This is a genomic window from Photobacterium damselae subsp. damselae, from assembly GCF_038086725.1.
Classification (GTDB): domain Bacteria; phylum Pseudomonadota; class Gammaproteobacteria; order Enterobacterales; family Vibrionaceae; genus Photobacterium; species Photobacterium damselae.
On sequence record NZ_CP146970.1, the window covers coordinates 3,159,964 to 3,178,168 of the forward strand.

Annotated in this window: 18 protein-coding genes; 3 read left to right on the plus strand and 15 right to left on the minus strand. The window is 43.8% G+C overall.

Annotation, left to right across the window (positions count from 1 at the left end; genetic code table 11):
• Nucleotides 1–82: 82 nt before the first annotated feature.
• From WAX86_RS14555 to WAX86_RS14580, 6 genes are all read right to left on the minus strand, one after another.
• Nucleotides 83–466: a 3D domain-containing protein gene (locus tag WAX86_RS14555; RefSeq protein ID WP_036765226.1), complete on the minus strand. Its 384-nt coding sequence runs from the start codon at nt 464–466 to the stop codon at nt 83–85.
• A 116-nt stretch (nt 467–582) separates the two neighbouring features.
• Nucleotides 583–1,920 (minus strand): MATE family efflux transporter DinF, encoded by a 1,338-nt coding sequence (gene dinF / locus WAX86_RS14560; RefSeq protein WP_341489390.1) that lies wholly within the window; start codon nt 1,918–1,920, stop codon nt 583–585.
• A gap of 120 nt (nt 1,921–2,040) precedes the next feature.
• On the minus strand, nt 2,041–2,946 hold the full coding sequence (cyoE, locus tag WAX86_RS14565; protein WP_065172467.1) for a heme o synthase: 906 nt from the start codon (nt 2,944–2,946) through the stop codon (nt 2,041–2,043).
• On the minus strand, nt 2,939–3,988 hold the full coding sequence (locus WAX86_RS14570; RefSeq protein ID WP_341488949.1) for a COX15/CtaA family protein: 1,050 nt from the start codon (nt 3,986–3,988) through the stop codon (nt 2,939–2,941). The genes cyoE and WAX86_RS14570 overlap by 8 nt, the downstream gene beginning before the upstream one ends.
• A gap of 9 nt (nt 3,989–3,997) precedes the next feature.
• Entirely contained in the window at nt 3,998–4,588 is a 591-nt protein-coding gene (locus WAX86_RS14575; protein ID WP_065172469.1) for a hypothetical protein, read from the minus strand.
• Entirely contained in the window at nt 4,572–5,294 is a 723-nt protein-coding gene (locus WAX86_RS14580; protein ID WP_341488950.1) for an SURF1 family protein, read from the minus strand. Before WAX86_RS14580 ends, WAX86_RS14575 begins: the two co-directional genes overlap by 17 nt.
• 66 nt (nt 5,295–5,360) lie before the next feature.
• Between WAX86_RS14580 and WAX86_RS14585 the strand changes: the two genes are divergently transcribed.
• A complete protein-coding gene (locus WAX86_RS14585; protein ID WP_148109295.1) occupies nt 5,361–5,567 on the plus strand; it encodes a DUF2909 domain-containing protein in 207 nt (68 codons plus the stop codon).
• A 3-nt stretch (nt 5,568–5,570) separates the two neighbouring features.
• Here the strand turns inward: WAX86_RS14585 and WAX86_RS14590 are convergent, their stop codons facing one another.
• The 6 genes from WAX86_RS14590 to lexA all read right to left on the minus strand — a co-directional run bounded on the left by WAX86_RS14590 (nt 5,571) and on the right by lexA (nt 11,650).
• Nucleotides 5,571–6,446, minus strand: a complete 876-nt coding sequence (locus WAX86_RS14590) for a cytochrome c oxidase subunit 3 (RefSeq protein WP_341488951.1) — start codon at nt 6,444–6,446, stop codon at nt 5,571–5,573.
• 9 nt (nt 6,447–6,455) lie between these two features.
• A complete protein-coding gene (locus WAX86_RS14595) occupies nt 6,456–7,052 on the minus strand; it encodes a cytochrome c oxidase assembly protein (protein ID WP_065172473.1) in 597 nt (198 codons plus the stop codon).
• Nucleotides 7,053–7,061: 9 nt separating this feature from the next.
• Complete coding sequence (gene ctaD / locus WAX86_RS14600) at nt 7,062–8,678, minus strand: cytochrome c oxidase subunit I (protein ID WP_065172474.1); 1,617 nt, start codon at nt 8,676–8,678, stop codon at nt 7,062–7,064.
• A gap of 10 nt (nt 8,679–8,688) precedes the next feature.
• The gene (gene coxB, locus WAX86_RS14605) at nt 8,689–9,834 is read right to left on the minus strand and encodes a cytochrome c oxidase subunit II (protein WP_065172475.1); all 1,146 of its coding nucleotides are present in this window, start codon (nt 9,832–9,834) and stop codon (nt 8,689–8,691) included.
• 241 nt (nt 9,835–10,075) lie between these two features.
• Nucleotides 10,076–10,873 (minus strand): class I SAM-dependent methyltransferase, encoded by a 798-nt coding sequence (locus tag WAX86_RS14610; protein ID WP_005302478.1) that lies wholly within the window; start codon nt 10,871–10,873, stop codon nt 10,076–10,078.
• A 150-nt stretch (nt 10,874–11,023) separates the two neighbouring features.
• The gene (gene lexA / locus WAX86_RS14615; RefSeq protein ID WP_005302475.1) at nt 11,024–11,650 is read right to left on the minus strand and encodes a transcriptional repressor LexA; all 627 of its coding nucleotides are present in this window, start codon (nt 11,648–11,650) and stop codon (nt 11,024–11,026) included.
• A 368-nt stretch (nt 11,651–12,018) separates the two neighbouring features.
• Between lexA and plsB the strand changes: the two genes are divergently transcribed.
• On the plus strand, nt 12,019–14,469 hold the full coding sequence (gene plsB, locus WAX86_RS14620; protein WP_065172476.1) for a glycerol-3-phosphate 1-O-acyltransferase PlsB: 2,451 nt from the start codon (nt 12,019–12,021) through the stop codon (nt 14,467–14,469).
• A gap of 92 nt (nt 14,470–14,561) precedes the next feature.
• On the opposite strand, the gene ubiA is transcribed toward plsB, so the two are convergent.
• Entirely contained in the window at nt 14,562–15,425 is an 864-nt protein-coding gene (gene ubiA, locus WAX86_RS14625) for a 4-hydroxybenzoate octaprenyltransferase (RefSeq protein ID WP_068969631.1), read from the minus strand.
• Nucleotides 15,419–15,961, minus strand: a complete 543-nt coding sequence (locus tag WAX86_RS14630; RefSeq protein WP_065172477.1) for a chorismate lyase — start codon at nt 15,959–15,961, stop codon at nt 15,419–15,421. The genes ubiA and WAX86_RS14630 overlap by 7 nt, the downstream gene beginning before the upstream one ends.
• A 168-nt stretch (nt 15,962–16,129) precedes the next feature.
• Between WAX86_RS14630 and WAX86_RS14635 the strand changes: the two genes are divergently transcribed.
• Nucleotides 16,130–16,552, plus strand: coding sequence for a flagellar basal body-associated protein FliL (locus WAX86_RS14635; protein WP_065172478.1), 423 nt, complete (start codon nt 16,130–16,132; stop codon nt 16,550–16,552).
• A gap of 77 nt (nt 16,553–16,629) precedes the next feature.
• On the opposite strand, the gene glpD is transcribed toward WAX86_RS14635, so the two are convergent.
• Nucleotides 16,630–18,147 carry a glycerol-3-phosphate dehydrogenase gene (glpD, locus tag WAX86_RS14640; RefSeq protein ID WP_341488952.1) on the minus strand — a complete coding sequence of 506 codons (1,518 nt, stop codon included), beginning with the start codon at nt 18,145–18,147 and terminating at the stop codon, nt 16,630–16,632.
• Nucleotides 18,148–18,205: the final 58 nt, after the last annotated feature.

The following is an 18,205-nucleotide window of genomic DNA, read 5'->3' on the forward strand; positions in this document are numbered from 1 at the left end:
AGTTAAGAATGACCATCATAAAAAAAACCGCAATATCTGATGAGATTGCGGTTTTTTTATCGTGATTATTTACTGTCGATATCTACAGAACGGTTAAGGTGACTTTTCGTCGTCCCCACTGCTTAGCAGCCCGAATATCTTTTCCCATATAAATATCGATTTTATTGCGCCAGCGGTGATGCATTTTATCTAGCACCACATATTCACCGGGTAACCCAGAGATTTTGACTTTCGTTCCTCGCTTTAGTCCTTTCCCTAATAAATCTCGTGATACAGCAATGGCTTTCATGCCTGGCTTTAATCTATCGCCCCATGCTGCAATGCTGGGATTTGAGTTAGTTTGTGCTCGTACTGAGTTATAGGCTGTCGCCGTCACTGTCATTTTACGGGCTTTACTCGCATACGCTGTCGAGGTAAAACTGACACTCATTAAGAGGACAAAAAGTAATAAAAACGCTTTTCTCATCTCTTCCACCTGTGCAAAACTTGAGCGCATTTTAACCAAAACGCCCTTCAGATAGATAGTGTTTTTTGCTCTTTTTGTTGTAAATTTATGCGATCCATCTATAACTACTTGTTTATTCAGGACAGTGATAGAAAGATATTTTTCCGCCATTGATAAGCAAAAACCACGGCAAGAGTCAGACCTCGCATCGCCATAAAGGCTAACATCGCAGCCCAAAGTGCATGATTTCCGTAGCTAGATAGCGCCCACCACACCACAAAAAATGTGCAAATAGCGACAAACATACTATTGCGCATTTCACGACCTCGTGTCGCTCCAACAAAGATGCCATCTAATAGAAAACACCACATCGAAACCAGCGGTACAGCAGCAAGCCAAGGAAGATAAATAGCAGCCTGTTGTTGAACCTGAGGAATGCTAGAGATCAGATTAATAATCGATGACCCAAAACAGACAAAAGCCAAAGTCAGTAACAGTGAGATCACCAAGCTCCAAAATGTGGTTCCCGTTAAATAACGACCAAGCTCTTGTTTATCCTTGGCTCCCACTGCCTTACCGACTAACGCTTCCATGGCATAAGCAAAACCATCCATCGCATAAGAGACCAACATTAAAAAACTCATCAGTACCGCATTGGCTGCTACTACATTATCGCCCAGCGTTGCCCCTTGAAAGGTCATAAAAGTAAAAGCGGCTTGTAAACATAAGCTACGTAAAAAGATATCTCGATTGAGTTTGAGTAAACGCCCCATGCCATGACGTAATGCGCTGAGTTTTTCTTTTAACGGTGGTAATTGCTGCTGTTGCCACTGGCGAGCAACAAAATAGAATCCCAAGAACATGCCACTATAATCGGCGATGACAGAAGCACTTGCTGCACCTTGCACCTTCCAATGCAGCCCTAAGACAAAGAACACATCGAGGACAATATTAACGAGGTTGGTAACAATCAATAACCACATCGGTGCACGAGCATTTTGGGCCCCCAACAGCCATCCCATGATCACCAAATTGGCTAATGCTGCAGGTGCGCCCCAAATACGAATAGAAAAATATTGCCCGGCATACTCTTTAACTTGCGCACTAGCATCACTGAAATGGAAAATAAGTTGGCTAACGGGCTGATGGAACACAATTAAGAGTAAAGCCAATAACCAAGCTAACCCAATCCCCTGAACAAAGATGGTCGCTTGACCTGATCTATCTTGGCGACCAACGGCTTGCGCATTAATCCCTGTGGTTGCCATACGTAAAAAACCTAACAACCAGAACGTCACATTGATCATGGTGCCACCTACGGCAACCCCACCTAAATACCAAGCATGTTCTAGATGTCCAATAACCGCCGCATCAACAAGGCCCAACAATGGTACCGTAATATTAGAAAGCACCATCGGCAGTGCTAAAGCAAACACTTGGTAGTGGAGAGATTTATCTTTTAATGCCGCAAGCACACACACCTCTTTAGTTGGCAAACTCGCCATTCTTTTATCAATTGAGATCAGAAAAGAAAACCAGTGTACCTAGAGGCCTAACAGAACAAAAGAAGATAACTTACGCTTTGCGTGAAACGGCTACACACTTAACCAATGATCCAGCAGTAACACCACAAAAAGGGCTAATAAATGCCAAATTGAATACTTAAATGTTGCCCATGCATGACCTTCACTGTCGGCAAATTTAAGCTTTAACGCATATCCAACAAAGCCAAGATTGAGCACGCTACTGGCCAACAGATATACCCAACCACACATGCCCGTTAGCCAAGGTAATAAACCAACGGCAAACAAAATAACGGTATAGAGCAACACCATGGTCTTAGTAAACTCAATACCATGAGTCACTGGCAACATAGGGATCTCGGCTTTAGCATAATCATCTCGGCGGTGAATGGCTAAAGCCCAAAAATGCGGTGGCGTCCAAGTGAAAATTAACATCACCAACAGCAAAGCATGCGGATCAACAGAGCCCGTAATCGCCGTCCAACCTAGCAGTGGTGGCGCAGCACCTGCAATGCCACCAATAACAATATTTTGTGGCGTTGCGTGTTTAAGCCAAACGGTATAAACCAAAGCGTAGCCCACTAAACTAGCAAAAGTTAGCCAAGCAGTTAAGGCGTTAAGTAGCCAAAGACAGTAAAATCCACTGACCATTAGCGTTGTGGCAAATAGCACTGCCTTCCAAGTCTCAATACGCCCTTTTGCCAGTGGGCGGTGATAGGTTCGCGCCATTTTGGCATCAAAGCGGCGATCTAAAACATGATTAAATGCAGCAGCTGCTGAAGATTGCAAACCAATACCCAGCAGACCAAGCACTAGGTTTTTCCATGGTGGTAAACCGGGTACGGCAAGACACATTCCCACTAATGCGGTGAGCACTAACATAGCAACCACTTTCGGTTTAGTCATGGTTAAATAGTCTTGCCACACAGCAACGCGAGGACGAGATGAAGTTGTTGCAACAGACAATAATTTAGCCATTGATGCCTCCTTCCATGGAGTGGAGCGTGTGATAAGAGTCTGCCCGACGACAGAGCCAAACTTGGTAATTTGCTTTGATAACCACAAGCAGTAGAGTCAATCCCATTACATTGTGCGCCACAGCAACACTTAAGGGTAAAGAAGCAACAACATTGGTGATTCCTAACCCTACTTGCAGTAGCAACACAGTACTTAAGCCATAACTGAGTAAACGTAGATGACGCCATTGCCAGAGCCAAATCACCGCCCCGATAGTAACAATTGCTGTTACTATTGCCCCTATCCGGTGTGCGACATGAATCGAAACGCGCTGCCCATAATCCAAAATGCCATATTGATAACTACTAGCAGGGTATGGAATGGGATCAAAGGCTGACAGTTCAAATTGACCGACCCAGTTCACTTGGCAAATCGGCAAAGAGGTACAAACTAATGCGGCGTAATTGGCGGCAGTCCAACCACCTAATGCAATTTGTCCAATCACAATCACCAGCAATAAACCTAAGTAACCTTGTAATAATCGAGTCTTATCAGCGGGCAAGGTTTGAACCACCTCAGTATGGCGTTTCTGATGCCAGAGCCAGAGCAGAGAAACCAAAGTAAAGCCCCCTAATAGATGCCCCATAACTACTATCGGCATCAAATTTAGGGTGACAGTCCACATCCCAAGCGCACTTTGAAACAACACCAGAAGTAGTAACAGTTTTGGTAATAACGGCTCTTTTGTTTGCCAACGCCAAGCAAGAATATTGAGTAATAAAATCAAAACACCCAAGGTGCCTGCAACATAACGATGGACCATTTCATACCAGGCTTTACTCGCTTCAACAGGTTGCTCTGGATACAGTTGTTGTGCTTGTCGCAACTCATCACTGTTGCTAGGTACCGCAAGAAAACCATAACAACCGGGCCAATCAGGGCAACCTAACCCTGATTCAGTAAGGCGAGTAAATGCACCAAGCCCCACCACAACAATGGAAAAAATAAAGGTCGCAACAATGAAACGAGATAACCATATCTGATGGACATGAGAACCAGTCATCAGCCCTCCTTAGCCAATTTTCGACACCTTAAGCAGTCGTTTTAAATCTCGCAATACGTCTTTTCCTTGCGCCAAAATCGCTGTTTTCTCCGAGGCCAGCGGATACGCCATCATAATGTTACCGAGCGGATCTATCAGATACAGGCCAATGCCAGCAAACTGCAATTGGCTCAATGCCTGTTCTAATTTGGGGAAACTCGGTAACACAGAAAACTGATAGTTCTGCAAATTTTGAGTTTGAAATAATTCGCTGAGTTTAATCTTCTGGTTAATGTCAGCTAATGATGTTTCACGTGAAACATAGACTTTGCTGATCACCCGATCACGCTCAGGCCCTATCGCTTGTGGAACTTGCTGCAACGTAAACAAAGCTCCTAAACACGCTTGCTGACACTCATTGGGTAATAAATAGATCAGTTGCCAACGGGCATCTTGTTGTAATTGAGGAATGGTTATCGGCTGGGCAACTAAAGAGCCCTTGTTGGTGACCCCGCCTTGATACCATTTTTTTTCTAACATGACTTTTGCCAACGCAATAGGCAGCAGAAAAGCCATAATGAGTCCAAAGATAGAAAGGTAAGATTTACGCTGTTTGGCCATGTTTGACTCTCCTTTGCCACCATAGACTTAACAGTAATATTGCCACGGCAATTAACCCCCACTGCAGCGCATAAGCGTAATGTTTCTGAGGCCCCATCACGACGGCCTGCCAATGTTGTTGTAAGGCCAGTTGATGATTTGGGTCTAATTGCAAAATCCAAGGCTCTAACGGTTTTTGCAGTTTTTGTGCCAGCTGCTCAAGATTTAGATTTTGTACCCGCAATACTTGTTGCTGCAGAGAATTGGGCTCTTGAATCAGCTCTTCTAGCTCATCAACTTGCTCGCCTAGTTGTAATAACGACTGAGGAATATCAATCAATCCAGTTAACCGAATAGGTAAAAAATAATGAGGGATGGGCGGCAGTTGTTCCCGGTAACGGGGAGCGGCAAGCCAACCTAAATTAACTAGGAAAAGACGCTGTTGACTGACAAAAGGCAGTAAAACTTGATAGCCCACTCGTCCTTGATGGATCTGATTATCTAATAAGATTGCATGTTGCTGATCAAATTGCCCCATCACATTTAATTGATACCAACGCGGATCCTTGGGCAAACTATTAATATGGTGATAGGTTTGTTCGCTACGACGCTCCAGCATCACTTGTCGTTGTGATTTTTCTTGTGCTCGTTCGACTTGCCACCAGCTTAAACGCAAACAGAGCGCTACCATCAATAAGGTAAACAGCAAAAAGCTTATTCGCTTCATCTTGCTCCCTCCTATGCAAGCGTCTAGGCTTAAAGTCATCACCCCATCTCAATAGAGAGGACAATAATGATCATTAAGATTGTTCTTATTGCGCTGTTACTATTTACTGTGTTCAATCTGTTTCGTGCTTTACCTCGACTTCTTAATCCTCAATCACAACAAGCCATGAGTAAAACGTTAGGATGGCGTGTCGCTTTATCTGTATTACTTCTGGTTGGTATTATCCTTGCGCTTGCACTTGGTTGGATTACCCCAAATCCGCGTCCTTACTAAGCGCTATAAAATATAAACAAACACAAAAAGACAAAGCCAAACCACATCAACAAAATGCCAGTACCAAACCCCAGCTTGGAAAGCAAAATGCTTGTGCGCACTAAAATGCCCCATCATGACGCGACACCAGACAATAAACAGCAATACGGCACCTAGCGTGACATGCAACCCATGAAAACCAGTTAGCATAAAGAAGGTATTACCATAAATTCCCGCATCAAGAGTTAACCCCATCTCTTGATAAGCATGAAGATATTCCACCCCTTGTAAATAAACAAACAGAGCACCAAGTAAAACAGTAAGCAACAAAAATAGGATCACTCGGGGGCGTCTGTTTTGTTCCATTGCCATATGAGCAATATGAATAGTGACCGAGGAAGTCAGAAGAATAAGCGTGTTATAAAGTGGCAAACCCAGAGGTCCCATTGCTTGAGTTGTACGGCCATCTGGTGTGGTTTCTAGCGGCCATATCGCAACAAAATCTGGCCACAATACAGCGTGAGTCATCGCATTGTTACTGGCTCCCCCTAACCAAGGAACAGCTATCATTCGGGCATAGAAAAGAGCCCCAAAAAAGGCCACGAAAAACATCACTTCAGAAAAGATAAACCAGCTCATACCTTGGCGAAATGAGCGATCTAATTGCGAACTATAAAGCCCTTGCCTCGACTCAATAATCACATCACGAAACCAACCAAACAGCATGATCAGCAAAATACCCAGCCCGGTAAGCAGTATCCACGGTCCATTACCAGCCAAGAGATTGCCAACCGTAGTCCCTGCACCAAGCGCGATCAAAAACAGAGCAACGGCACCAACAATAGGCCAGATACTCGAATCAGGAACATAATAAGATGGTTGCTGTGGTGACTTATCCATAAGTAAACCTCATTGATTACGGGCGATAGTCAAGGGTAACGAAACGACTTGATTAGTAGCGTTTTTAGATAGTGCAGTCTTAGTGTTTTCCTCACCTTTCATCTCAAACAAGGTATAAGCTAAGGTGAGCGTCGAAATGGAATCGGGTAGCTTAGGATCAACATAAAATAGCAAAGGTAATTCTGCACTTTCTCCCCCCGCTAAGGGCTGACGATTGAAACAGAAACATTCCACCTTATTGAGATATTGCGCGGCCAATCCGGGGGAAACGGAAGGAATAGCTTGTCCTACAACCTGTTGAGTGTTGAGATTTCTTGCTCGATACTTCACTAACGTATTCGCTCCAGGGTGGACGGTGATCTGATTGACCTCAGGTACAAATTCCCACTGCAAACCTGGCGAAATATAAGCAACAAATTCAACGGTAACTTCACGGCTGGTATCTATTTGCAGGCTTTGCTGGGCTTGTTCTCCCGATGTTTTGCCATTAATTCCTGTGATATCGCAAAACACGTCATATAACGGTACTAAAGCAAAGGCAAAGCCAAACATGGCACAAGCGGCAAGCCCCAATTTGAGTGATGTTCGCAAATGTTGTTTGGCCATAAGCTCACCTTAATCAATTTTGGGTGGCGTACTAAAAGTATGGTGCGGGGCTGGCGAAGGTACAGTCCATTCTAACCCTGTCGCCCCTTCCCATGGTTTGGCTCCTGCTGGTTCGCCGCCACGTATACATTTGATCACCACCGCCACAAACAGCAATTGTGATAAACCAAATAAGAAACCTCCGATACTGACTACTGCATTGATATCAGCAAACTGCAAAGCGTAATCGGGAATACGACGCGGCATACCTGCCAAGCCTAAAAAATGCATCGGGAAAAAGAGGATATTGACCGAAATCAGTGAGCACCAAAAATGCCATTTAGCCAATCGTTCATCGAACATATGTCCGGTCCATTTAGGGAGCCAATAATAAGCGGCTGCCATAATGGAAAAGATGGCACCAGAGACAAGAACATAGTGGAAATGCGCCACCACAAAATAAGTATCATGATATTGAAAATCAGCAGGTGTTATGGCGAGCATCAAACCTGAGAAGCCACCAATGGTAAACAGCACAATAAAAGCAATAGCAAAAAGCATTGGTACTTCAAAAGTAATCGAGCCTCGCCACATGGTTGCCACCCAGTTGAAAACTTTGACTCCAGTTGGGACCGATATCAACATGGTGCAATACATAAAGAACAATTCAGCGGCCACAGGCATTCCCGTGGTAAACATATGGTGAGCCCACACCAAAAAGCTCAGGCCTGCAATGGAAGCTGTGGCATACACCATGGAGCTATAACCGAACAAAGGTTTACGAGAAAAGGCAGGCACAATGGCTGAGATAATCCCAAAACTTGGTAAAATCATGATGTAGACTTCTGGGTGACCAAAAAACCAAAAGATGTGCTGAAACATTACTGGATCGCCACCACCTGCGGCATCAAAAAAGCTGGTGCCAAAGTATTTATCCGTCAACACCATGGTCACAGCCCCAGCAAGTACGGGCATTACCGCAATCAGTAAAAACGCAGTAATCAACCAAGTCCACACGAATAAGGGCATTTTCATATACGTCATACCAGGGGCGCGCATATTCATAATGGTAACAATCACATTAATGGCTCCCATTATGGAGCTGATCCCCATTATGTGAATGGCAAAGACGAATAACCCAGTACTCGGAGGGCTGTAAGTTGTCGAAAGTGGCGCGTAAAACGTCCAACCAAAGTTAGGCCCGCCGCCCTCCATAAAAAGCGAAAATAACAGTAACGAAAAGGCAAATGGTAAGATCCAAAAGCTCCAGTTATTCATCCGAGGCAGAGCCATATCTGGTGCCCCTATCATCAAAGGCACCATCCAATTTGCTAACCCAGTAAAAGCTGGCATTACCGCACCAAACACCATAATTAAACCATGAACTGTGGTCATCTGATTAAAGAAGTTGGGCTCGACCAGTTGCAAACCGGGCTGAAATAATTCGGCTCGAATAACCATCGCCATGGCACCACCCACAAAAAACATGGTTAAGCTAAACAGCAAATATAAGGTGCCAATGTCTTTGTGATTAGTTGTCAATAACCACCGCTTTAATCCTTTTGCGGGAGCATGGTGATGGTCGGCACTCAGTTCAATCGCGGTTTCGTTTTGCTCTTGCTGGTTCGGTTTTACAATCTCAGACATAACTCAATCCCTATAAGTCTTGTGCATTTTTCACCGCTTGCACATCCGCAGCTTGTACCGTCTCTTTGGTATCATTACCCCAAGCATTCCGCTCATAGGTCACAACCGCTGCAAGCTCTTGAAGCGTCAACTGCTCACCAAACGCTTGCATTGCTGTACCTTTACGACCATGAACCACAATTTCTATATGCTCAAGTCGCTTGCTGCTATCGATGGAGATCCCTTCTCCAGCGAGCGCAGGAAAAACCCCATCAATGCCTTTGCCATCGGGCTGATGACACATAGCGCAGCGACTTAAATAGGTTTTTTCACCCAAAGCCATCAGCTCATCTAGAGGCATCTCCATCGCCAATAATTTTTGCTCTTCTTCATACGCTTGTTTTTGCGCGATCTGGGTCTGTTCAAGCCATGTTTGATATTCTTGCGGCTCTTTCGCAATCACTACAATCGGCATAAAGCCATGGTCCTTACCACACAGTTCAGCACATTGACCACGGTAGATGCCTGGCTTATCGATCAGCGTCCAAGCTTCATTAATAAACCCAGGATTAGCATCTTTTTTTACTGCAAAAGCAGGAACCCACCAAGAATGGATCACATCTTGCGAAGTAATCAAAAAACGCACTTTCTGCCCCACAGGAAGAACTAAGGGACGATCCACTTCCAGCAGATAATTGTTGCGCTTAGGTCTTTGATCATAAATTTGCTGATTTGACGTCGCGAGTAGAGAGAAGAATTCAACATCGTGGTCAAAATAGCGGTAGTGCCATTTCCACTGCGACCCCGTTACTTGAATAGTGAGATCAGGCTTGGTGGTATCTTCCATGGCTAACAAGGTTTTCGTGGCTGGAATGGCCATACCGATTAAAATTAGGAAGGGAATCAAGGTCCAAATAATCTCGACCTTAGTGCTTTCATGAAACTTAGCAGCCACCGCACCTTTTGATTTACGATGGTGCAAAATCGCCCAAAACATCACACCAAAAACAATCACCCCAATCACAACACAGATGTAAAATATCGTCATATGTAAGTGATAAACTTCTTGGCTTATTTGGGTCACCCCTTGCGTCATATTGAGCGGCATCGATGTCTCTGCCCGACTAGAGAGCGAGAATAATCCGGCGAATAGCGCAATGATCAGTGGCTTTATCATCCTCCTGATCCTCCTTGGTCATCCTGACTACAAACAAGGGAAGTGCATCTATTTTTATATTAAATTAACACTTCTTTTACATTTAACTTAGGCAGAAATGTGACATTACGCAAAGGATGGAAGGCAAATAATAACCCTATTTAAGATATGGAATTTATTGAATATATGACAAAAAGCCTAATGAAATAGAGACATAGGCTTTATCCAATAGAAAAAATTAATATTAAGAAATGGCATATAGTTAGGTTCGTAAGTGAATAAGAACCGGAGTGAGGCGATACTTAAGCTGAGTACATTTTGCGACCCAGCGCTGCCAATAACGCCAACGAGCACAACCGTAATCGAGAGGACTATAACAGCCTAACAATTCTGCCCACGGTAACCAATTAATAACCTGTTGTGCAGGCTCTCGCAAACCGTGTTGATAGGTAACCGTTCCCAACTTTTGCGCCACATTGGTTGTAGTCTGATCCCCTGCAACCACCAAACAAGCTTCAATATGACCTAATCGACACGCCACATGCTGAATAAACTGCGCGACTTGTTGTTCACTGCATTGTAATAAAGCTTGATCACAGAGTAATAAAGTTGGTGTTCCCTGTTTAAGAGGAAGCGCCTTTAACCAACTGAGTTCGACTACCGAGCCTTGTTGCAAAGTATAGCGTTCACTTCGATGAAACAGCTTTTCACGCCACAATAGGTTTTCATCAGTATCAAGCTCAAACCAACGACACCGACCGTTATCTAAGCGATAAAAGCGCGTATCAAGCCCTGCCCCAACATTCACCACTAATCCACTTGGATGACGACGTAAAAAATCTTGTACTAGACGATCACACTGCGCAGTTAACGTTGCGTGCAGTAACTGACGAGCAGGAATATGTTGATTGACACAGTCGGGAACTAACTGACATTGTCGGCAAGCTTGCGCAGCAACAGGATCGTAAATGAGCCCATCATCAGCTAAGCTCTCCAAACTTCTCAGCCATAGAGGTTGCAATAAATCGGCTGGAATTTTATAGCGGGTAGACTTTACCATCTTGACCTATCTCCCAGTAGACAGATAAAGATGATAATAACTCTCATTATCTTTTGCAAAGCAAATTATGCAGAGAATTAATAAAAACAAAAAAAGCGCAGAGCCAAAACTCTACGCTTATCATACAGGTCACTCGATGATGGGACTGAATTACATCCAATCCGCGTTACGAATCACACCAACCGCAATACCTTCAATCGCCAATTGTTGATGTTCTAAATCAACTACGATTGGATCAAATTCTTCGTTTTCAGCATGCAGCAGTACTTTGCGCCCTTGTTTATCAAGACGCTTCACCGTAACGTCATCATCCACACGGGCAACGACAACTTGGCCATTACGCACATCTTGAGTTTTATGCACAGCAAGAAGATCGCCATCCATAATACCAATATTTTTCATACTCATACCGTTCACACGCAGTAAAAAATCAGCACGAGGTTTAAACAACGTTGGATCGACATCATAATGACATTCGACATGCTCTTGAGCCAAAATCGGCTCACCAGCTGCGACTTGACCAATAAGAGGTAAGCCAGACTCTTCCACATCGCTATCGTTAGCACCAACCAAAAGGCGAATACCACGAGATGCTCCTGGAACAATCTCTAATACGCCTTTACGAGCCAGCGCTTTTAAATGTTCTTCAGCGGCATTTGCTGAACGGAAGCCGAGTTCACGGGCAATTTCTGCTCGCGTTGGTGGCATTCCTGAATCTTCAATTTTTGCTTTGATAAGATCAAAGACTTCTTGTTGGCGCGGTGTTAATGGTTTCATGAGTTACCCTGTCTTTTTATACAGTTCACTGTGAGTATATCCAGTGTTTAGCCATATTAAAAGGCAATTGTTTACGAAACCAGCAATTTGTCATTTTTCTTTTTTGCATTTTTCAATCAAGACCAGAGAGCCATCACCGGATTTCTACGACAAAAGAGACAGTTAAAATAAAATCATAAGAATCAATAACCTTGCATTAACTGGTCGTGCCAGATTGATTTTTCAACAAGTCTAATCATCAGTCAAAGTACATAAATTAAGTTAAAAAAACTAAAATTACGTATGATCTCAATGATTTTAGCTCTATAGCAGAGACCTTTTTCTGCTATCCTTGCGGCGCATTAAGAATTCGAGGTTCGTAATAGATTATGTCAACGTGGCAAAAAATTTCTCGACAATTACTTAGATTGCCATTGTCATTATTGGTAAAAACCAATTCCATTCCCTCTGATCCGGTAACCGATTTAGAGTTGGATTTAGAGCGCCCTATCGTCTATATCCTGCCATTTCGTTCTACCACGGATCTGATGACATTGCGCAGTAGTACCCAAGAGTTGGGACTACCCGATCCCCTATCACCACTAGAGATTGGTGATAAACAACTTGCGCGCTATGTGTTTGTCGCTAAAGGCCCGAGTATTTTTGGTTCAAGCAGTGATCTGCCTGCTGAGTCAGTAGAGTTATTTACTGAATTGCTTGAGCTACATAAACAAAACCCTGAGCTTAACATTCAGCTTGTGCCTGCTTCTGTACTTTGGGGCCGAAAGCCTGGTAAAGAAAAAGAGACTGGACCAATTCTACGTCCTTTAAATGGTCCTAAAAAATTCCTCGCGATCTTAGCGCAAGGTCGTGACTGTTTAGTTCGTCTAAGCACTCCAGTATCACTGCGATATATGGCAGATAACCATGGTACCGATGATGCCATTGCGCATAAATTGGCACGAGTGGCTAAAATCCATTTCTCACGTCAGCAAATTGCAGCTTCGGGCCCTCGTCTACCCGATCGCCATGAATTGTTTAAACGTTTATTAGCGTCAAAAGCCATTGAGAAAGTGGTTACTGAAGAAGCCAAATCACGCGATGTTCCAGTTGAGAAAGTGCGTAAAGAAGCCATCGAAATGATGGAAGAGATTGCCGCTAACTTCTCTTACTCGCTGATTAAACATGGCGACAGCTTCTTAGGTTGGCTATGGAATAAACTGTACCAAGGTTTAAATATCCATAATGCTCAGCGTGTACGTCGTTTGGCACAAGACGGTCATGAGATTGTTTATGTACCTTGTCACCGTAGCCATATGGACTACTTGCTACTTTCTTATGTCCTATATAACGAAGGATTGGTGCCTCCGCATATTGCCGCTGGAATCAACTTAAACTTCTTCCCAGCAGGTCCTATTTTCCGTCGTGGTGGCGCCTTCTTTATTCGCCGCAGTTTCCGTGGCGATCGCCTGTACTCAACCGTATTTCGTGAGTATCTAGCAGAACTGTTTGCCAAAGGTTATTCGGTTGAATACTTCAGTGAAGGGGGCCGTTCTCGTACCGGTCGCTTGCTTCCAGCTAAAACGGGCATGCTATCGATGACCATTCAAGCCATGTTACGCGGCCTAAAACGTCCAGTGACTTTGGTTCCGGTTTATATTGGTTATGAACACGTTATGGAAGTAGGTACCTACGCCAAAGAGCTGCAAGGTAAACGCAAAGAAAAAGAAAACGTCGGTCAAGTTATCCGTACCATTCGTAAGCTACAAAATTTAGGACAAGGCTATGTAAACTTCGGTGAGCCCATTCCGCTAAATCAGTACTTAAACGATAACGTACCAAACTGGCATCAAGACATCGATCCAATTGAACCAAGTAAACCACAATGGTTAAATCCCGTGGTGAATGATTTGGCAATTAAGATGATGACTCATATTAATGATGCCGCAGCAACTAACGCCCTAACCTTATGTGCCTTGGCGTTGCTCTCTTCTTATCAACGCGCATTAAGTCGTGAAGAGCTAGAAGAACAGATCGATTGTTATCTTGAACTGCTACGTAATGTACCTTACTCAAGCCAATGCACTATGCCAAAAGAGTCGGCAAAAGAGTTAGTCGACCATACGCTAGAAATGGGTAAATTTATTGTTGAGCGCGATACATTAGGTGACATTATCTCGCTAGATCGTAAGCAATCGATTTTAATGACTTACTATCGAAATAACATCATCCACCTGTTCGCGCTGCCATCACTGATTGCTCATATTGTGGTATCACATCAGAGCTTAACCAATGATGAGATTCATGAACAAGTTGAACTGCTCTACCCATTCTTAAAAGCGGAACTGTTCTTACGTTACAACAAAGAAGAGTTGGATCCTGCGATTGATAACATCATCGCAGAGCTGGTTCGCCAAGGTCTGTTGCTAAACGATGGTTTAAATATCTCAATGAATGAGGCGCGCATCGGTCCACTACAACTGCTTGCTCGCACCATAAAAGAGACACTACAACGCTATGCTATTACTCTGACACTGCTACGCGCAGAACCAGAAGTGATCAAGAGTGATTTAGAGCAGCAAAGCCAAATGCTGGCGCAACGTTTAAGTCGAATTCACGGTATTAACGCTCCTGAATTCTTCGATAAAGGTGTGTTCTCAACTCTGGTTAAAACGCTACGTGCTGAAGGTTATCTCAACGATGAGTGTCACGCACTAACACGCCCAGTTGAAAACTTAACTGAAACATTGACCGCTCTGGTTTCTCCTGAAGTGAAACTAACTATCTCTGCGGTAATGAACCACACACCAGCACCAGAACAAGAAGAGCAAGTGGACTGAATTAACCACTAGTTACTTGTTAAGAAAAACAAAAAGGCCTAGCAGTACTAAACTGACTAGGCCTTTTTTATACCATTCGAATAACTAGATAATTAATTTAACAACACACTTACCGCTAAACCAATACAAATGACCATGCCAACATAATTGTTATTTAAGAAAGCGCGAAAACAGTCTTCACGTTGGCGTTGTTTAATCAACATCTGTTGGTATACAAACAACATTGCTGCCAATAATAGGAACCAGTAGAAAATCTGCGATAAACCCAATACGCCACCAACCGCGGTCAGTAGAAGCAAGGTACCTAGCTGTAACATACCAATGATCATCTTATCAAAACGACCAAATAAAATGGCGGTCGATTTGATACCTATTTTTAAATCATCATCACGATCAACCATGGCATATTGAGTGTCATAGGCAATGGTCCACAAAATATTAGCGGCAAATAATAGCCATGCAGCAAGAGGTAATTGCCCAGACTGCGCCGCATAAGCCATTGGAATCGACCAACCAAATGCTACCCCCAACACCAACTGAGGCAAATGGGTATAGCGTTTCATAAATGGGTAAGCTGCCGCTAACGCCAAACCAATCACCGACAAACTGATGGTCAGGGTATTCATGGTCAGAACCAACAAAAACGAAATCAGCACCAGTAAGCCAAATAGCCCAAGCGCTTCTCGCTCCGAGACTTTTCCAGATGGCATTGGTCGCTGACAAGTACGTTTTACATGGCCATCAAAATTACGATCGGCAAAATCATTGATCACACATCCTGCCGCACGCATAAAAATTACGCCCAGAACAAAAACCACGAAAACATGTGGACTCGGCCAACCATCAGCAGCCAGAAATAATGCCCATAAGGTCGGCCATAACAGCAATAAACTACCAATAGGACGGTCAAAGCGAGCCAATTGCCAATAAGCTCGAGCTTTTGTCATCTCTAACATTCACTATCCTTTGCATAAATCGGAGCTGACTCTAAAAACAGTTCAGCCACCAATAGCGGTTTATCATTGAGCCATAACCGTGAGCGACGAGCCCATAACGGTGATGTTTCACCACGGATGTTAGCAATAACAAGTGCATCTCGTCGTGCATTATCTGCGGTAAAAACTCGATAACCTAACGGCTTCTCCCCCAATTGAGCAAGATCTTGTTCATCTCCAGTTAGGGTAGAAAGCGGAATTAAGGTACGAGCAAAGACCCAAGGAACCCCATCTCCATTTAAAATAACTTTACGCGATAAACAATCGATATCGCCAACTAATTCTTTTTCTTCAATACTGAGCTGCTGCTTTTCTACCATCACTTGTTCAAGGACTGTAACGGTAAAATTCTGACAACATTGAGCTAAACGTTGTGATAGCGACTCAGTTTCAAGCAACCAGGGTGCTAATTGAGAGCCAATCAGCTGTGCCAATTCCGGCACCTGCCATTGGGCCTTCTCAAGTAAGGGATTGTACAACTGTTTGAAATCCGACATCTTTCTTCTATCAGAAACAAGCAAAAGAAATGATTAACTCTTGGTTGAATCCGGTTATTTTATTACCATGTTGACTGGCTATTGTAGCAAGGTGTTCCAGCTACGAATATCGTTACGATCGAAAGATCACAACTCTTTTTCAAATCACCAACCAACTGAACGACTGTTATGATGAAATCTTTGCTATTGGCGCTCTCGATTGTGCTAACCAACGGACTGATAAGCAATTGGGCATATGCGGCAGATAATGACACTACAGCGGCAGAACCGGCTTTTGTCTACTACACTTTAAACCCAGATATCACAACTAACTATGTCACCTCAGGCAAGCAGTTGGGATACCTTCGGGTTCAAGTCGACCTCATGCTAGCGAATCCTTCTCAGCTAGAACTAGTTAAACATCACGAACCTTTAATTCGAGACGCCATAATTCAAATTATTGGTCAGCAGCCAGAAATAAAAGTGAAATCCTTGGCAGGACGAGAGGAAATTCGCAAGCAGTGCCTGCATAAAGTAAATGATTTGCTTGTGGCTGAGGCGGGAAATAAGTTGGTAACAGAATTGCTCTTTACCAAATATCTCTATCAATAGAGCTCTTAATAAAGAGACGAATAGAAACAGCAACGCTCAGCCGTTTGTGCTGAGCGTTAAAATAAACACTATCGCGGTTAGGCCGCACTCTCAGAAGCAGCTGCTTGCCCTGCTATAAGATATTCTGCGACCCGCTGTTGTTGCTCCTTCGTTAAGTACAACCCCATTTTACTGCGACGCCACAGCGCATCTTCTACAGTTTGTACAAATTCATGCTGTATCAAATACTCTAATTCTATCTGATAAAACTGCTCACCAAAGTCTGTTCCCATATCGGCTTCGCATTGCACCTGTGCCAGCATGGTATTGGCGCAAACACCGTAGTTGGTCGCCAATCGTAGGCAAGTAAACTCAGTCAGCCATGGATAGCGCTGTTTTAATTCACGAGCAAAAGTCTCACGAGTAAAACCATCAGCACCGCCAGGTAAATAACTATCAGCAGTCCAACTTGGCCCCATCTGAGGGAAGAATGGCGCCAGTTTTACCATTGCAGCCTCTGCTAATTTACGATAGGTCGTGAGCTTCCCACCAAAAATAGAAAGCAGCGGCGCTTGAGTTCCTTCTTGCTCTAATTCTAATGTGTAGTCTCGGGTAATGGCTTGCGGGGAGTCAGACTCATCATCGCATAATGGTCGAACGCCACTGTAGATCCACACAACATCTTGACGCTCTAATTGCTTTTTAAAATGGCGGTTATACACATCTAGCAAGTAGCCAATCTCTTGCTCATCTATCGCCACATCGCGTGGATTGCCTTGATACTCAACATCTGTAGTACCAATAATAGAGAAACGATCAAGATATGGGATTACAAAGACAATGCGGTTATCTTCATTTTGCAAGATGTAGGCTTGAGTTTGCTCATGAACCCGAGGCACAACAATATGGGAGCCTTTGATCAAGCGAATATTACGTGGAGATGTAAGATCAGTGCTTTGGTCAAAGAAGGTTTTAACCCAAGGCCCAGCCGCATTCACTAAGGCGTGAGCTTGTCGTTCAAACGTGTGATCGGTTAATAGATCACGAATAGTCACTTGCCAAATATCACCCACCCGCACCGCACGTTCAACTCGGCAACGGTTACGAACCTCTCCACCAGCTTGAGCCACACTCATCGCATTTAAAATAACCAAACGCGCATCATCGACCCAGCAATCAGAGTATTCAAATCCTTTGGTAATTTCGGGCACTAATACCGAATCGGCACCAAAACGCAAACCACAACTGGCTGGTAACGTAGTGCGCTTGCCTAAATGATCGTAAAGAAACAGGCCAGCACGAATCATCCACGCTGGACGCAAATGGGGTTGATGCGGTAGACGAAAACGCATTGGATGGGCGATATGAGGCAGTTTTTTTAGCAAGACTTCACGCTCAGCCAGCGCTTCGCCTACCAAGCGAAATTCGTAATGTTCAAGATAACGCAAACCACCGTGAATCAATTTAGAGCTTGCAGACGAGGTAGCAGATGCAAAATCAGATGCTTCATATAAGCCAACTCGTAGCCCACGACCTGCTGCATCTGTAGCAATACCAGCCCCGTTAATGCCGCCACCCACGACGATTATATCGAGAATTGAGTTATCTTGAGCCATATCATCACCTGTTTCACTATTATTATAAAACGAACATAAAAATGAGCGTTCGAGCATT

What these genes read in the sequence shown, in the direction of transcription:
- plsB (WP_065172476.1), top strand. Translation starts at nt 12,019, where the DNA reads ATGTCAACGTGGCAAAAAATTTCTCGACAATTACTTAGATTGCCATTG.
- WAX86_RS14590 (WP_341488951.1), bottom strand. Translation starts at nt 6,446, where the DNA reads ATGGATAAGTCACCACAGCAACCATCTTATTATGTTCCTGATTCGAGT.
- WAX86_RS14585 (WP_148109295.1), top strand. Translation starts at nt 5,361, where the DNA reads ATGATCATTAAGATTGTTCTTATTGCGCTGTTACTATTTACTGTGTTC.
- WAX86_RS14635 (WP_065172478.1), top strand. Translation starts at nt 16,130, where the DNA reads ATGATGAAATCTTTGCTATTGGCGCTCTCGATTGTGCTAACCAACGGA.
- WAX86_RS14555 (WP_036765226.1), bottom strand. Translation starts at nt 466, where the DNA reads ATGAGAAAAGCGTTTTTATTACTTTTTGTCCTCTTAATGAGTGTCAGT.
- glpD (WP_341488952.1), bottom strand. Translation starts at nt 18,147, where the DNA reads ATGGCTCAAGATAACTCAATTCTCGATATAATCGTCGTGGGTGGCGGC.
- WAX86_RS14580 (WP_341488950.1), bottom strand. Translation starts at nt 5,294, where the DNA reads ATGAAGCGAATAAGCTTTTTGCTGTTTACCTTATTGATGGTAGCGCTC.
- WAX86_RS14575 (WP_065172469.1), bottom strand. Translation starts at nt 4,588, where the DNA reads ATGGCCAAACAGCGTAAATCTTACCTTTCTATCTTTGGACTCATTATG.
- cyoE (WP_065172467.1), bottom strand. Translation starts at nt 2,946, where the DNA reads ATGGCTAAATTATTGTCTGTTGCAACAACTTCATCTCGTCCTCGCGTT.
- WAX86_RS14630 (WP_065172477.1), bottom strand. Translation starts at nt 15,961, where the DNA reads ATGTCGGATTTCAAACAGTTGTACAATCCCTTACTTGAGAAGGCCCAA.
- WAX86_RS14570 (WP_341488949.1), bottom strand. Translation starts at nt 3,988, where the DNA reads ATGACTGGTTCTCATGTCCATCAGATATGGTTATCTCGTTTCATTGTT.
- lexA (WP_005302475.1), bottom strand. Translation starts at nt 11,650, where the DNA reads ATGAAACCATTAACACCGCGCCAACAAGAAGTCTTTGATCTTATCAAA.
- ubiA (WP_068969631.1), bottom strand. Translation starts at nt 15,425, where the DNA reads ATGTTAGAGATGACAAAAGCTCGAGCTTATTGGCAATTGGCTCGCTTT.
- WAX86_RS14595 (WP_065172473.1), bottom strand. Translation starts at nt 7,052, where the DNA reads ATGGCCAAACAACATTTGCGAACATCACTCAAATTGGGGCTTGCCGCT.
- coxB (WP_065172475.1), bottom strand. Translation starts at nt 9,834, where the DNA reads ATGATAAAGCCACTGATCATTGCGCTATTCGCCGGATTATTCTCGCTC.
- ctaD (WP_065172474.1), bottom strand. Translation starts at nt 8,678, where the DNA reads ATGTCTGAGATTGTAAAACCGAACCAGCAAGAGCAAAACGAAACCGCG.
- WAX86_RS14610 (WP_005302478.1), bottom strand. Translation starts at nt 10,873, where the DNA reads ATGGTAAAGTCTACCCGCTATAAAATTCCAGCCGATTTATTGCAACCT.